Source organism: uncultured Massilia sp. (genome assembly GCF_913773735.1).
Classification (GTDB): Bacteria; Pseudomonadota; Gammaproteobacteria; order Burkholderiales; family Burkholderiaceae_D; genus Telluria.
In genome coordinates, this window is record NZ_CAJYEB010000030.1 from 127,195 (window position 1) to 142,086 (window position 14,892).

The 14,892-nt window shown below is 65.9% G+C and carries 15 protein-coding genes; 7 read left to right on the forward strand and 8 right to left on the reverse strand.

The features are described 5' to 3' along the window. Positions 1 to 18: 18 nt before the first annotated feature. Together QZ749_RS14970 and QZ749_RS14975 are read left to right on the forward strand one after the other, a co-directional pair. Positions 19 to 567: a hypothetical protein gene (locus QZ749_RS14970; protein ID WP_296948441.1), complete on the forward strand. Its 549-nt coding sequence runs from the start codon at positions 19 to 21 to the stop codon at positions 565 to 567. Between the two features lie 84 nt (positions 568 to 651). Next, positions 652 to 957 (forward strand): AlpA family transcriptional regulator, encoded by a 306-nt coding sequence (locus tag QZ749_RS14975; RefSeq protein WP_296948443.1) that lies wholly within the window; start codon positions 652 to 654, stop codon positions 955 to 957. 5 nt (positions 958 to 962) lie between these two features. On the opposite strand, the gene QZ749_RS14980 is transcribed toward QZ749_RS14975, so the two are convergent. Next, a complete protein-coding gene (locus QZ749_RS14980; protein ID WP_296948446.1) occupies positions 963 to 2,276 on the reverse strand; it encodes an integrase arm-type DNA-binding domain-containing protein in 1,314 nt (437 codons plus the stop codon). 557 nt (positions 2,277 to 2,833) lie between these two features. Between QZ749_RS14980 and mutS the strand changes: the two genes are divergently transcribed. Together mutS and QZ749_RS14990 are read left to right on the forward strand one after the other, a co-directional pair. Further along, a complete protein-coding gene (gene mutS, locus QZ749_RS14985; RefSeq protein ID WP_373896824.1) occupies positions 2,834 to 5,485 on the forward strand; it encodes a DNA mismatch repair protein MutS in 2,652 nt (883 codons plus the stop codon). Next, entirely contained in the window at positions 5,485 to 6,501 is a 1,017-nt protein-coding gene (locus QZ749_RS14990; protein WP_296948452.1) for a hypothetical protein, read from the forward strand. Before mutS ends, QZ749_RS14990 begins: the two co-directional genes overlap by 1 nt. A 53-nt stretch (positions 6,502 to 6,554) precedes the next feature. Here the strand turns inward: QZ749_RS14990 and QZ749_RS14995 are convergent, their stop codons facing one another. Continuing rightward, positions 6,555 to 7,103 carry a peptidylprolyl isomerase gene (locus QZ749_RS14995; RefSeq protein ID WP_296948453.1) on the reverse strand — a complete coding sequence of 183 codons (549 nt, stop codon included), beginning with the start codon at positions 7,101 to 7,103 and terminating at the stop codon, positions 6,555 to 6,557. Positions 7,104 to 7,184: 81 nt separating this feature from the next. On the opposite strand from QZ749_RS14995, the gene QZ749_RS15000 reads away from it, so the two are divergent. From QZ749_RS15000 to QZ749_RS15010, 3 genes are all read left to right on the forward strand, one after another. Then, positions 7,185 to 8,306: a cupin domain-containing protein gene (locus tag QZ749_RS15000; RefSeq protein WP_296948454.1), complete on the forward strand. Its 1,122-nt coding sequence runs from the start codon at positions 7,185 to 7,187 to the stop codon at positions 8,304 to 8,306. Between the two features lie 17 nt (positions 8,307 to 8,323). Then, positions 8,324 to 8,803, forward strand: a complete 480-nt coding sequence (locus QZ749_RS15005) for a hypothetical protein (protein WP_296948457.1) — start codon at positions 8,324 to 8,326, stop codon at positions 8,801 to 8,803. Positions 8,804 to 9,078: 275 nt separating this feature from the next. Continuing rightward, positions 9,079 to 9,363 carry a hypothetical protein gene (locus QZ749_RS15010; RefSeq protein ID WP_296948460.1) on the forward strand — a complete coding sequence of 95 codons (285 nt, stop codon included), beginning with the start codon at positions 9,079 to 9,081 and terminating at the stop codon, positions 9,361 to 9,363. Between the two features lie 320 nt (positions 9,364 to 9,683). On the opposite strand, the gene bamC is transcribed toward QZ749_RS15010, so the two are convergent. The 6 genes from bamC to htpX form a co-directional block, all read right to left on the reverse strand. After that, positions 9,684 to 10,817 (reverse strand): outer membrane protein assembly factor BamC, encoded by a 1,134-nt coding sequence (gene bamC, locus QZ749_RS15015; RefSeq protein ID WP_373896825.1) that lies wholly within the window; start codon positions 10,815 to 10,817, stop codon positions 9,684 to 9,686. 44 nt (positions 10,818 to 10,861) lie between these two features. Further along, positions 10,862 to 11,758, reverse strand: a complete 897-nt coding sequence (gene dapA / locus QZ749_RS15020; protein WP_296948465.1) for a 4-hydroxy-tetrahydrodipicolinate synthase — start codon at positions 11,756 to 11,758, stop codon at positions 10,862 to 10,864. A gap of 64 nt (positions 11,759 to 11,822) precedes the next feature. Then, positions 11,823 to 12,392, reverse strand: coding sequence for a bifunctional 2-polyprenyl-6-hydroxyphenol methylase/3-demethylubiquinol 3-O-methyltransferase UbiG (locus tag QZ749_RS15025; protein ID WP_296948468.1), 570 nt, complete (start codon positions 12,390 to 12,392; stop codon positions 11,823 to 11,825). Between the two features lie 43 nt (positions 12,393 to 12,435). Continuing rightward, positions 12,436 to 13,092 (reverse strand): site-2 protease family protein, encoded by a 657-nt coding sequence (locus QZ749_RS15030; protein ID WP_296948470.1) that lies wholly within the window; start codon positions 13,090 to 13,092, stop codon positions 12,436 to 12,438. Between the two features lie 188 nt (positions 13,093 to 13,280). Next, positions 13,281 to 13,904 carry an L-threonylcarbamoyladenylate synthase gene (locus QZ749_RS15035; RefSeq protein WP_296948473.1) on the reverse strand — a complete coding sequence of 208 codons (624 nt, stop codon included), beginning with the start codon at positions 13,902 to 13,904 and terminating at the stop codon, positions 13,281 to 13,283. Positions 13,905 to 13,931: 27 nt separating this feature from the next. After that, positions 13,932 to 14,831: a protease HtpX gene (gene htpX, locus QZ749_RS15040; RefSeq protein WP_296948475.1), complete on the reverse strand. Its 900-nt coding sequence runs from the start codon at positions 14,829 to 14,831 to the stop codon at positions 13,932 to 13,934. Between the last annotated feature and the right edge of the window lie 61 nt (positions 14,832 to 14,892).

The window sequence follows — 14,892 nt, forward strand, 5'->3', positions numbered from 1 at the left end:
TTGCGAATGGAGATGGCGATGGAAAAAATCATGAGAATCGGCGACCTGGTTACCGCGCTTCAAGGCTGCAATCCTGAGGGCACCGTGTCCATTAACCTGAATGGTGCGTTGCTATATGCCGAGGAGCAACGCGGGGAGATCGAATACAGTTTCGAACCGACGATCAACTTCTTATTCTCGAAATCCGATGCATCACAAAGCGATCGCGTCCACATTTCTCTGGCCGAAAAAGACACGCAACGCATCGCGGCATCCAGGCGCAATCAAGCTCCAGCAGACATGCAGACCTTACAGGCCTCTCATTCTGCCAATCCCGCAATTGCCATGGGCACGCCGATTGCAGTTGCCATCGGCTTGGCCGCAGGTATGTACGCAGATCTTCTTGCCGTGGTCAATCGTTGCAATCGGGCCGATAACAAAAACCATGGAGCTACAACGCACGGAAAGCTGGACGTTCCAAAGCTGATTGCCATGCTGGCCGAGGACGCAGCCATGACGCACAGTCGGCCTGGATCATGGGAAGGCGCGAATCTCCTGCGCGTCCTGGACAGTCACGGATATCAATAAGCTGAGCGAATAAGTTTCACTCATTGAGCGAACACATCTTTAAGCGCCTGCAGTTTTATACCATACGAATAACACCCGAATCGAATGGATGATCCGATGAGCGCACACCCGGCAGCCAAGGCGACCACGAAATCGAACGATCGAGTGAAACAAGCGCCTCTACTCAAACCACTGTATCTCGAATTGGATGCGGTTTCGTTCATTGTCGGGCTGGCCATCGCGACCATTCAACGCCTTGTCCGCGATGGTAGTTTTCCGAAGCCGCGGCAATTGTCGAACCGCCGTGTGGCTTGGCTCTTTCGAGAAATAGAAGAATGGGCAGAGCAGCGGCCGATTTCGGACTTGCCGCCGCCTTCGAACACGTCGCGAACCAAGATCGACGAAAGGTAAGGCCGCTATCCCCGCGCCATCTGCTCGTAATGCTCAGCAAGCTTGGTCAGCCATTCGCGCCGCTCGCGATCGTATGTGTATTTGTCGTACACCCCTGCGATACCGTCCGGCATGTGTCCAATCACGGCCTCGGCGACCTCCTTGCGGCACCCTAATGCGGACAACTGGGTACGGCCTGTCCGGCGCAAGTCGTGAGGTGCCCAATGCGTCACGGGCAGTCGCGGCCTGGCCTGTTCCGGACGCGTTTGCGAATACGGCTGGTGCGTCCATACCGCCACCCCTACCACCTTCTGCTCCATATGCCCGCTCTTTCCAGGCGACGGAAACAGGTAGCCCTTCTCCACCAGGGCGATCCGGCGCCGAACGACATCGGCGGCGCGGCCAACCAGCGGTACCCGTAGGTCCATGGCTTTCTCGTGTCGCTCGTTCTTGGTTTTCGATTTGGGTACCGTCCACCAAAGCCCATCCGCCTCTTCGGTTATCTCGCTGACCTCCATCGCCACGATTTCAGCGCCCCTTGCGCAGGTCCACATATAAAGAGTAATCAGATCATTGACGTTCTTGGAGAAATTGGGAAGCCAACGAATCAAGGCTCCTTGCTCCGCCGGCGTCAGGAAACGCTTGCCCGTCCCTATCGACACTCCTTCGCGCTTGCGTCCTTTGCTACGCAGTTTGCCGCGCAGGATGACGCGCCACCAGTTCGGCACCTCCTCGCCAAGCTTGCCAGCATCATGACCGTAATCCCAGGCCGCCCCCAGTTCCAGGCGGACGCGCCCGGCCTGAACCGGTGTCTCGATGAACGCTTGCAGCAGACTGAAGGCCTGCGCACGCGTCACCTTTTCCGGATCGAGCCGGCCGAATTCACCCGGCCAATTGTCCGGGCTAACGGCACGCAGCGCGTGATTCAAGGTGCGCCGCGTTTCGTCGATGCCTTTTTGCTTCCGGTTCCTCTCGACATGCCCCTTCAAATACAGCTCGACCAGCGCCTGTACCGTCAGCTTTCTCGCCGACCGTGCGCTGGCCTCCTTCTTTTCCTCCGCCTCCTTGGCACGCTTGGCACGCCGTTCGACGGCGGGATCTCCGCCTTTCGCCCGCTGGTCTCGCAGCTTCTCCCATTCGGCTTTCGCAGCATGTACCGATACGCCGGGCCAATCGCCGATCTTCACCTGGCGCATCTTGCCATCGACGGGACTTTTGTACCTGTAGATCCAGGCACGCGCCGTCGCCGATACCTCAAAGCGTAGCCCGGGACAGTCGGGCATCGTGTAATGATCGCCTGGTTGCAGTAACTTGGCCGCTCTTGCATCGAATGCCGTCACGTTTTCTCCCGGCGTAGGCTCAGCGTAGGTTCGTAGCAGGTTAGGCGTAGCTTCTGGAGTTAGCCGGCTACCCTCGTCGTGCGCTGGCAGAACCTGCCAGCGCGCGAACAAGTGTAGTGCGCGCCTAGGGAGTTCAAGTTGACCGCCGTCGCCTCGCCGCAAGCCCGGCACCGACGTAGAATCGGCGCGCCTTTTCTCCTATACTGGCGCCCCTGGGCATCCCGCACTGCCAATCGACCTGGCGGACATGGTAAAGTGCTCGCTTGGCGACAGCTGCCCGGCCAACCGGCGCCGAGCGACATTTCACTCTTCCAGCGTAGGTTTGGCGTAGCTTCTGGCGGCGCTCGTACACTGCTTAGACACCGCGGCGTAGCTTCCGCTCCCGGTGAAGTTAGAAGCTACGCCAATCCGTGCAGTGCAGTGACGTCGCTTGATGTCGCGTGATGCCGCCCGCATAGCGACCACAGCAATAAATCCACAAAGAAATCATGAAGTTAGGCGACAACATGCCGTTAGATCAGCAAGTTACCAAATCGGGCAAGAGCCAGCACACTCCCATGATGCAGCAATATTTAAGCATCAAGGCCGACTACCCCACGATGCTGGTGTTCTACCGCATGGGCGACTTCTACGAGCTGTTCTTCGACGATGCCGAGAAGGCCTCGCGCATCCTGGGCATCACCCTGACCGCGCGCGGCAGCTCGGGCGGCAATCCGATCAAGATGGCGGGCGTGCCGTTCCACTCGCTCGATCCCTACCTCGCCAAGCTCGTCAAGCTGGGCGAATCGTGCGCGATCTGCGAGCAGATCGGCGATCCGGCGCTGTCCAAGGGCCCGGTCGAGCGCAAGGTGGTGCGCGTGGTCACGCCGGGCACGCTGACCGATGCCGACCTGCTGCCGGAAAAGGCCGAGCGGCCCCTGCTGGCCGTGTGCACGGTCATGCAGCGCAAGGTGGTCACCACGGGCCTGGCCTGGCTGTCGCTGGCCAGCGGCGCGCTGCGCCTGATGGAGTTCGCCGGCGACGCGCGCGCCGCCGCCGCCCGCCTGGTGCAGGAACTGGAACGCATCGCGCCGGCCGAGGTGCTGCGCGCGGATGCCGATGCCGACCTGGTCGAGGCCAGCCCCGTCGGCCATACCCAGCGCGTGCCGGAATGGCATTTCGACGTCGTGCACGGCCACAAGGCGCTGCTCGACCAGCTCGGCGTGGCGACGCTGTCCGGCTTCGGCGCGGACGGCCTGGGCGCCGCGTTCGGCGCGGCCGGCGCGCTGCTGCGCTATGCCCAGTCGACGCAGGGACGCGGCCTGCAGCACGTGAAAAGCCTGTCGGTGGAATCGGAGAGCGAATTCATCGGCCTGGACGCCGCCACCCGACGCAACCTCGAACTGACCGAGACCATCCGCGGCCACGAGTCGCCCACGCTGTTCTCGCTGCTGGACGGCTGCCGCACGGCGATGGGATCGCGCCTGCTGCGCCACTGGATCCACCACGCCAGGCGCGACCAGTCGGTGGCGCGCGCGCGCCACGAGGCCATCGGCGCGCTGGCCCTGCACGAGGCGAACCACGGGATACTGGGCGACATCGCCGCCACGCTGGCCCACATGCCGGACGTCGAGCGCATCACCACCCGCATCGCCCTGCTGAGCGCGCGGCCGCGCGACCTGGCCAGCCTGCGCGACGGCCTGAAGCACCTGCCGGCCCTGCGCGACCAGGTGGCGCGCTGCTTCATCCCGGGCGACTCCTGCCTGCTGCGCGACATCTGGGACGCCATCGCCGTGCCCGAAGCCTGCGCCGCGCTGCTGGCGCGCGCCATCGCCGAGGAACCGGCGGCCATGGTGCGCGACGGCGGCGTGTTCGCGCGCGGCTTCGACGCCGAGCTGGACGAGCTGCGCGCGCTGTCCGAGAACGCCGGCCAGTTCCTGGTCGACCTGGAGACGCGCGAGCGCGCCCGCACCGGCATCGCCAATCTGCGCGTCGAGTACAACAAGGTGCACGGCTTCTACATCGAGGTCACCAACGGCCAGGCCGACAAGGTGCCCGAGGACTACCGCCGGCGCCAGACGCTGAAGAACTGCGAGCGCTACATCACGCCGGAACTCAAGGCCTTCGAGGACAAGGCCCTGTCGGCGCAGGACCGCGCGCTGGCGCGCGAGAAGCTGCTGTACGACCTGCTGCTGGCCGACCTGGCGCCGCACATCGTGTGCCTGCAGCGCGTCGCCGCCGGCATCGCCCAGGTCGACGTGCTGGCGGCCCTGACCGGCCACGCGGTGCGCCACAACTGGTGCGCGCCGCAGCTGGTCGCGGACCCGTGCCTGACCATCGCCGAAGGCCGCCATCCGGTCGTCGAGAAGCAGATCGAGCGCTTCATCGCCAACGACTGCCGCCTGTCGAACGAGCGCCGCCTGCTGCTGATCACCGGTCCCAACATGGGCGGCAAGTCGACCTTCATGCGCCAGGTGGCCCTGATCACGCTGCTGGCCTACATCGGCAGCTACGTGCCGGCGGCGAGCGCGACGATCGGCCCGATCGATCGCATCTTCACCCGCATCGGCGCGTCCGACGACCTGGCCAACGGCCGCTCGACCTTCATGGTCGAGATGACGGAATCGGCCACGATCCTGAACGGCGCGACCGAGCATTCGCTGGTGCTGATGGACGAAGTGGGCCGCGGCACCTCGACCTTCGACGGCCTGGCGCTGGCCTGGGCCATCGCGCGCCACCTGATCGACGCCAGCCGCAGCTTCACGCTGTTCGCCACCCACTACTTCGAACTGACCCAGCTGCCCGAGGCGCATCCGAGCGCCGTCAACGTGCACCTGTCGGCCGTCGAGCACAAGGACAGCATCGTGTTCCTGCACGCGGTCCAGGACGGTCCCGCCTCGCAGAGCTACGGCCTGCAGGTGGCGCAGCTGGCCGGCGTGCCGCCGGCCGTGATCCGCGCCGCGCGCAAGCACCTGGCGCGCCTGGAATCGCAGGCGCTCGACGCCACGCCGCAGCTCGACCTGTTCGCCGCGCCGCCGTGCGACGATGCGGCCGATGCCGGCAATGCGCCGGGCGCCATGGATTCCACCGCGGCCACCGCGGCCACCCCGGCGCCCTCGCCCGCGCTGGCGCTGCTGGACGACATCGATCCCGATGCGCTGAGCCCGCGCGAAGCCCTCGAACGCCTGTACGAACTGAAGCGGTTGGCCGCCACCGCGACGGCCGGCTGATGCGCCGCGTCCGCGCGATCGCCGCCCTGCTGGGCGCCGTCCTGTGCTGCGCCGTCGCCACGACGGCCGGCGCCACGAAAGCCGGCGCCGGCGCGCAGGACGGAGCCGATGCCGCGCACCGTTTCGCGGTGATCGGGCACGGCCAGGCCGAGGACGGCGACAAGCGCCTGAAGCAGGCGATCGCGGACAACGACGACAAGTCGGTCGCCTTCCTCGTCGTCACCGGCATCAAGGGTAGCAACGAGCCGTGCAGCGACCGGCTGTACCAGCAGCGACGCGCGCTGGTCGACGCGGCGCGCCGTCCGGTCGTGGTGCTGCCGGCCGGCAGCGACTGGACCGCCTGCCGCAACAGCGCGGGCCGCTCGAACGCGATCGAGCGCCTGAACCGCCTGCGCGAACTGTATTACGGCGAACCTGCCGCGCTGGGCAGCGGCAAGCTGGCGCTCACGCGCCTGTCGATGAGCCCGCGCTTTCGCAGCTATGCCGAGAATGCCCACTGGTCGGTCGGCAAGGTGCTGTACGCCGCCGTCAACCTCCCGGCCAACAACAACCACTACCTCACCGAGGCGGGCCGCAACAGCGAGTACGAGGACCGGCTCGTCGCCAACCGTTTCTGGCTGAACCGCCTGTTCACGATCGCCCGGCGCGACAAGCTCGAGGCGCTGGTACTGTTTTCCGAAGGCGACCTGAAAGCGTTCTCGCAACCCACGGGCCTGCAGGCCCTGCTGCGCCGCGCGCTGCCCGAGAACGACGGCTTCGCCGAGACGCGCCACCAGGTCATGGCGCTGGCGCAGAAATTCCGCGGCAAGGTGCTGCTGGTCGACAGCGGCCGGCTGGGCAAGGGGGTGCGGCCGGCGATCGAATGGCGCGGCAACGTCGGCCACCTGTCGACCGGCGCGCAGGCCGTCGAGGTGGCGGTGGAGCCGGCCACGCGGGCACTGTTCCGGGTGGAGGGGACGAGCGGGAAGGAAGAGGACCATCCGAAGGCGGATGGCGGGAAGCGCGAACGACAGTGACGACGCGGCCCCTGCGCCGGCAGGGGCCGTATCGTTGCGCGCTGCGGACGGTATTACTGCAGCGGCTGGCTACGGAAATGGTCGCCCGGCTCGTTGTCCTCGATGTCCGGATGATCGTCGCCATGGTGGTGGCCATGGGCGCCGTGCACGTGGCCGTGGGCGATCTCTTCGTCGGTCGCGGCGCGCACGTCGATCACCGACAGTTCGAAGCGCAGCGCCATGCCGGCCAGCGGGTGGTTGCCGTCCAGCACGACCTTGTCGTCGGCCACGTCGGTGACGGTGAAGATCACCGGCTCGTCCTCGGCGCCTTCGGCCACGCCTTCGAACTGCATGCCGACTTCGATCGGCTCCGGCAGGCGCTTGCGGTCCTCCACCTTGACCAGGTTCGAATCGTAGTCGCCAAAGGCATCGTCCGGCTCGATCTGGAGGGTCGACGCATAGCCGACTTCCTTGCCGTCCAGCTCTTCTTCGATCTTCGGCAGCGTGTTCTCGTAGCCGCCATGGAGGTAGACCATCGGCTGGGCGCCGTCTTCGATCAGGTTGTTCTGGGCGTCGGACAACTTGTAGTTCACCGACACAACCGTGTTCTTGGCAATCTTCATTGCGCTTCCTTTCAAGGGTAAGGTAGTGATTATAACCCCAGCGCCGGTATTCCTTGCCGCGCGCATGGGTATAATGACCGCATGCAAAAACTACCGCTCCTCGGGAACATTACCCCCGCCCAGTTCCTCCGCGATTACTGGCACAAGAAACCCCTGCTGATCCGCCAGGCCATCCCCAATTTCAAGCCGCTGCTCAAGTTCGAGAAGCTGGCCGAGCTGGCGCGCCTGAACCACGTCGAGTCGCGCCTGATCACCCTGGTCGACGGCCACTGGGACATGCAGCACGGCCCGCTCACCGACCTGCCGCCGCGCACGCAGCGCGAGTGGACCATGCTGGTACAGGGCGTCAACCTGCACGAGCCGAAGGCCGATGCGCTGCTGCGCCAGTTCCGCTTCGCCCCGGACGCGCGCCTGGACGACCTGATGATCAGCTACGCCACCGACGGCGGCGGCGTCGGTCCGCACTACGATTCCTACGACGTGTTCCTGCTGCAGGCGCACGGCAAGCGCCGCTGGCGCATCGGCGCGCAGCAGGACCTGGCGCTGGTCGAGGGCCTGCCGCTGAAGATCCTCGCGAACTTCCAGCCGGAACAGGAATTCGTGCTGGAGCCGGGCGACATGCTCTACCTGCCGCCGCACTACGCCCACGACGGCATCGCCGAAGGCGAGTGCATGACGTATTCGATCGGCTTCCGCTCGCCGTCCTTCCAGGAACTGGGCGAAGCCTTCCTGCAGTTCATGGCCGACGCGATCGACCTGCCGGGCCGCTATGCCGATCCGCAACTGACCCCGGCCAAGAACCCGGCCGAGATCCCGCGCGACATGCTGGCGACGGTCACGGAGGAACTCAACAAGGTGCGCTGGGACGAGGAAGACGTGACGATCTTCCTGGGCGAATACCTGTCCGAGCCGAAGCACAATGTGTTCTTCACGCCGGTGGCCAAGCCGCTGACCGTGGGCCGCTTCATGGAGCAGGCCGCCAAGCGCGGACTGGCCTTGTCGGCCAAGACGCTGATGCTGTACCGCGGCAAGCACGTGTTCATCAACGGCGAGTCCTTCGCCGTCGGGCGCGCCGACAAGGCGGTGCTGGACGTGCTGGCGAACCAGCGCGGCCTGGACGGCGCCATGCTGGCGCAGGCTTCCGACGACGTGCTGGAAGCGCTGTACACCTGGTACCAGGACGGCTGGCTGGAACTGGGCTGACGGCGGGACGGGACGACATGGCCGCGCCCGCGATCCAGCGCTTCGACACCCGCGCCGCGTTCCAGGCCCACCTGGGCACGGCGTTCGGGCGGGCACGCGCCACGCTCGACCTGTTCGACCCCGACTGCACGCCATTCGCGCTCGGCGCCCCCGAGACCGATGCGCTGCTGCGCGGCTTCCTGCGCCATGGCGGCCGGCTGCGCCTGGCGATGCACACGGCGACGGCGCTGGAGCGCACGGCGCCGCGTTTCCTGCGCCTGCTGCGCGACTACGAGCATGCCATCGCCTGCCGGCTGACCCCGCGCGCATTGCGCGACCTCACCGATTCCTTCTGCATCGCCGACGACCTGCACATCGTGCGCCGCTTCCACGCCGACCATTGGCGGGGCGAGGCGGCGTTTGATGCACCGCAAGAAATAGACGTTTCTCGCGAGCGATTTTCGGCGATCTGGGGCGAGTCCCTGCCCGGCTTGCGGGCCGCCACGACGGGCCTGTGAGCCGGTTTTTTGGGCATTTTCACTGTGAAAAATGCCTCTGTGACATGTAGTCACATCTTGTAACAATATGAAGATTATCGGGCTGGGCAATAGTTACAGCTTGACACGAGTTTTCTATTGCGATTCAGTAAATTTGGCTATAATATCGGGCTAGGAAGGTTCCCGTTGTCTGTAGGCACTTTTTCCAAAGTATTGAAGCTACGAGAATTCCTGACGAGCGATAATTACCGGTAATTATTCATCGCACCACCTTTTTGAATATTAAGGAAAAAACCATGAAAAAATCTCTGCTGATCGTTTCCCTGCTGGCCGTCGCCCTGGCTGCTTGCTCGAAGAAAGAAGAAGCCGCTCCGGTCGCTCCGGCTGCTGAAACCGCAGCTCCGGCTGCTGCTCCGGCTGCTGACGCAACCGCTCCGGTCGCTGCTCCGGCAACCGACGCAACCGCTCCGGCTGCTCCGGCCGCTGCTGACGCTGCTGCTACCGCCGCTTCGGCTGCCGCTTCGGCTGCTTCGGCTGCTGCTGACGCCGCTTCGGCTGCTGCTGCTCCGGCAACCAAGTAATTCGACTCCGGTCGAAAGGAAACCGGCCGCAAGGCCGGTTTTTTTTCGTCCCTACGGCGCGCAGCGCGCAGCGTGGACGGGTCCCCTCCACGCGTCCAGGCAGCGCATGGGCGGCCGCGTCGCGCGTCCCGCAGGTGGATCGCGCCGCGCGTGCGAACGCCCGCCCGCAGTCGACCGCCCGCCGGTTGACCGCCTCGTGCATGATGCCCGTCAACGGGCAAGCCCCCCCCAGGACCGGATCCGGCTCGCACGATTGACGCGAACAGCGCCATAAAAAAACCGGCCACGCAGGCCGGTTTTCCCTGGACGCGAAGTCCGCGTTATTTCAGCTCGTCCACCAGCAGCTTGAGGATCTTCTCGCCGGTCGCCGATGCTTCCGGCTTGCCGTCGTTGGTCTGCACGGTCACGTCGCTGGTGGTCGCGCCCGGCACGGCCGAGACCAGCACGCGGTATTTCTGCGCTTCCTTGTTCTTGTCCTCGCCGCCGAACAGCTTGCTGAAGAAACCTTCCTTCTTGACGGCGTCCGGATCGACGTAGCGCACGAAGTAGATGCCCTGCACGCGGTCGCGGTCTTCCACGGTGAAGCCCACGCGGTCCAGCGCCAGGCCGACGCGGCGCCAGGCGCGGTCGAAGCCCTCGTCGACGACGACCTTGCTGCCTTCCAGCTTGGCGTGCTGGGCTTCCATCGGCGCGTTGGCGACGAAGGCGGTGGCCTCCTTGACCTTGGTGCCGGTCAGGCGCGCCATCAGGCGGCTCAGGAATTCGGCTTCCAGTTCCGGATCGTTCGGACGCGTGGTCCAGGTCGCGATTTCCTTCTGCGGACCGGTCAGCACTTCCTCGGCGCCGCGGTGGCTGATGTAGACCTCGGTCGACCCGTCGGCACGGCGCTCCAGGCGGGTGCGGAACTTGTCGCGCTCGCCGGTCGAGTAGGCCGAGTCGAACACCCGGCCGATCGTGCGGCGGATGAAGTCCTGCGGGATCTTGGCGCGGTTCTCGGCCCAGTTGGTTTCCATGATGCCGGTCTGCGGCGATTCGGTCTCGACGGTGAAGCCCGAGTCGGCCCAGAACGCCTGCAGTTGCGGCCACAGCTGTTCCGGGGTCTGCTTGACCACCAGCCAGCGCTGGTTGCCCTGGCGCTCGATGCGGATGTTGTCGGTCGACGCCTGGCCGATCTGTTCGCCGCCCGGCGCGACGGCGCCCGGCTGCTGCACGGTGTGCTGCTGCTGGAAGCCGGACGCGGTGGCGACGCCGCGGCCATCCGGCACGGCGTAGCGGTTGTCCTTCTGGAGCTGGGTCAGGTCCGGCGGGATGTCCAGCGGCGCCGCCTTCTTGGCGGCCTTGTAATCCACCTTGTCCGATTCGAACACGGTCGTGCACGCGGCCAGGCTCAGCGCCAGTGCAGTCAGCGCCACGGTGCGTGTCGCGCTGGAAGTCATCATCTTGCGATTCGTCATAGTTAAAGCTGGTAAGGCAGATCCAAGGGTCCGGAGACCGTTCATCAAAGGACGCCGGCTTCGCGCAATGCCGCGCGAACGGTGTCATGGTATTGCGCGGACAGCGGCGCCAACGGCAGGCGCAGGCCGGCCGGCATCTTGCCCATCTCGGCCAGCGCCCATTTCACCGGCACCGGGTTCGGTTCCACGAACAGCTTGGCGTGCAGCGACAGCACGCGGTTGTTGATCTCGACCGCACGGGCGATCTCGCCCGCCATCGCCGCCACGCACAGCGCGTGCATCGCGCGCGGCGCCACGTTGGCGGTGACCGAGATATTGCCGGCGCCGCCGCAGAACATCAGCGCCATCGCGGTCGGATCGTCGCCCGAGTAGACGGCGAACGACTTGTTCGCCCCGGCGAACGAGCGGTCGACGTCGCGCAGCAGCTCGATGCCGCGGCCGAGGTTGCCGGTCGCGTCCTTGATGCCGACGATGTTGTCGATCGGCGCCAGGCGCATCACGGTCTCGTTGCTCATGTCGGCCACGGTACGGCCCGGCACGTTGTACAGGATCACCGGCAGGTCGACCGCTTCGGCGATCGCCTTGAAGTGACGGTACATGCCTTCCTGGGTCGGACGGTTGTAGTACGGCACGACCTGCAGCGTAGCGTCGGCGCCGACGTCCTTCGCATGGCGGGTCAGCGCGATCGCTTCCACGGTGGAATTCCCGCCGGTACCGGCGATGACCGGGATGCGTCCGGCAACATGCTCGACGGCCAGCTTGACCAGTTCGCAGTGTTCCTCCGGGCTGACGGTGGCCGATTCGCCGGTGGTGCCGACGATGACGATCGCGTCCGTGCCTTCCGCGACGTGCCAGTCGATCAGTTTGCGCAGGGAATCCCTGTCCAAACTGCCGTCCTCGAACATCGGAGTGACGATTGCTACTATGCTGCCCTTAATCATAATCAGTTGGTCGTGCCGTTGATAAATAAAAATCCGATTGTAATGGATAGCCCGCGGTTATGGTTCATTCGCGCCCAGATAAATGGTCGAGCTGCGCCCGCGCCGGATCGAACGCGGGACCGACGGCGCACACGCGCTGCACGCGCGCCTGGCGCGGCTCCCGCAGCACGCCATCCTCGAAGCCGACCACGCGCAGGCCGCCCCGCCCCGCCAGGCCGAGCAGTTCGCCGGGCATCAGCAGGAAGTCCGGATTCGACGGCTTGCCATAGGCTTCGTTGCCGCGCGCGAAGGTTTCGTAGACCAGCACGCCGTCCGGCGCCAGCGACGCGGCGAGCGCTCCGAACAGCGGGCGGTGCAGGTAGTTCGTGACGACGATGCCGGCCAGGCTGCGCGGCGCGAACGGCCACGGATTGCCGGGCGCCTCGACGTCGTACTCGACCGTCTCGATGCCCTCGCCCCGGGCCGCCAGCAACGCCTGCGGGTCGCGGTCGAGCGCGATGACGGTGTGGCCGAACGCCGCCAGCAGGCGCGCGTGGCGCCCGCTGCCGCAGGCCAGGTCGAGCACCTCTCCCTGCGGGATCAAGGGCGCCCAGCGGCGCACCCAGGGGGAGGCGTCGGCGAATCGGTTAGGCATGCATACGTTCCTTGCTCTGTCGGGCCAGCCGGGCGCGGCGGCTTCAGCCGCCGACCAGCATCAGCAGCGGCGTGATCAGGATCCGCAGCCCGACCCCGGCGATCGACTCGACGAAGAACAGCCAGTAGCCGACGACCTTCAGCAGGATCAGCGCCAGCAGGATCAGGAAGCCGTACGGCTCCAGGCGCGCGAACTGGTAGGCGGCCTTGTGCGGCAGCACGCTGAACAGGATGCGCCCGCCGTCCATCGACGGGATCGGCAGCAGGTTGAACGCCATCAGCCACAGGTTGGTTTTGACACCGGCGGAAGCGACGAGGTTCGGGAATTCTTCCTGGACGTCGAAGATGTGCAGCAGGACCGCCAGCACCATCCACATGAAGGCCATCAGGAAGTTAGCGCCCGGACCGGCCAGCGCGACGAAGGCCATGTCGCGCTTGGGATGCTTCATCTGGCCATAGTTCAGCGGCAGCGGCTTGGCGTAGCCGAACACGAAGCCGCTCATCAGGTACATGACGGCCGGAATGACGACGGTGCCGATGGGATCGATGTGGGCCAGCGGATTCAGGGTGGTCCGGCCGGCGGCGTGGGCGGTATTGTCTCCGAAACGCTTGGCGACGAAAGCCTGGGCGGCATCGTGCATCGTGATCGCAAAGAGGACGGGAAGTGCGTAGACCGCTAGGTTGCGTATGAGTTCATCCATTCCGCGATTCTATCAGAGCGTGCGGGCCGGACGGCCGCAAGTGGTAAGTAAAAGCAACTAAAGAGGCGGATGGCGCGGTCATCGCCGTCGCCCCGGACCCCGCCGGCCGCCCTCGCCAGACCCCGATTCCTCGCGCGCGGACGAGACGCATGCACACGTGGCTCCCGGCCCTTGCCGGGACGACGATGCTAAAGGCCGAACACGGACGGATCGCCGCGCCCCGCGCGCAGCAGTACCGGCTCGGGCCCGGTCAGGTCGACGATCGTGGTCGGGTCCAGCGTGCCGGCGCCGCCGTCGATGACGAGCTCGATCTGCTTGCCGAGGCGCTCGCGCACCTCTTCCGGATCGGACAGCACGTGCTCGTCGTCGGGCAACTGCAGCGTGGTGCCGATCAGCGGCGCGCCCAGTTCGTCGAGCAGCGCCAGCAGGATGGCGTTCTCGGGCACGCGGATGCCGATCGTCTTGCGCGACGGATGCGACACGCGGCGCGGCAGCTCGCGCGTCGCCTCCAGGATGATCGTGTAGGGTCCCGGCGTGACGGCCTTGAGCTGGCGGTATTGCTGGTTGTCGACGCGGGCGTACTGGGCGATCTCGGACAGGTCGCGCACCAGCAGCGTCAGGTGGTGTTTCTCGTCGACGCCGCGGATGCGCCGCAGGCGCTCGACGGCGTTCTTGTCGTCGAGGCGGCACACCAGGGCATAGGCGGAATCGGTCGGGGCGGCGACGATGCCGCCCGATTCGATGATCTGGGCGGCCTGGCGTACCAGGCGCTGCTGCGGGTTCTGGGGATGGATTTCGAAATATTGGGTCATCGTGCCTTCATCGTGCGCTCGTTGCGCTCATTGTGCATATCCTCTCTGGCGCAGCGCCTGCAGGGCGGCGATGCGCGCTTCCATCGGCGGGTGCGAGGCGAACAACGCGCCCCAGCCGCTGCCGCCGCCGGTAATGCCGGACGCGGCCATCGATTGCGGCAGCGCGCCCGGCGCCATGCCGCCCAGGCGCGCCAGCGCATGCTGCATCGGCACCGGCGAACCCAGCAGTTGCGCCGAACCGGCGTCGGCGCGGAATTCGCGCTGGCGCGAGAACCAGGCGACGATGATCGACGCCACCAGGCCGAACACGATCTCGCAGACGAACACGGTGATCATGTAGCCGATGCCGGGACCGCGGTCGCCCTCGCCCTTGCGCAACAGCATATTGTCGACGAAAAAGCCGACGACCCGCGCCAGGAACACGACGAAGGTGTTCACCACGCCCTGGATCAGCGTCAGCGTCACCATGTCGCCGTTGGCGACGTGGGCGACCTCGTGCCCCAGCACGGCCTCGATCTCGTCGCGCTGCATAGTCGCCAGCAGCCCCGTCGAGACGGCGACCATGGCCGAGTTCCGGAAGGCGCCGGTGGCGAAGGCGTTCGGCTCGCCGTCGTACACGGCCACTTCCGGCATGCCGATGCCGGCCCGCTCGGCCAGCGCGCGCACGGTGTTCACCAGCCACAGCTCGGTGGCATTGGCCGGCTGCTCGATCACGCGCGCGCCGGTCGACCACTTGGCCATCGGCTTGCTCAGCAACAGGGAAATGAAGGAACCCGTGAAGCCGACCACCAGCGAGAACACCAGCAAGGCGTTCACATCGATTCCGGCGCCGGTGACGGGACGCGCGACGCCGAGGACGTTCAGGACGACCGACAGGACGAGCACCACCGCGAGGTTGGTGGCAAGGAACAGGACGATGCGTTTCATGGTGGCTGACCTCCGGGCTGATCGTGGATACTGCTTGTCAGACCGCCAAGATAAGGCCAGG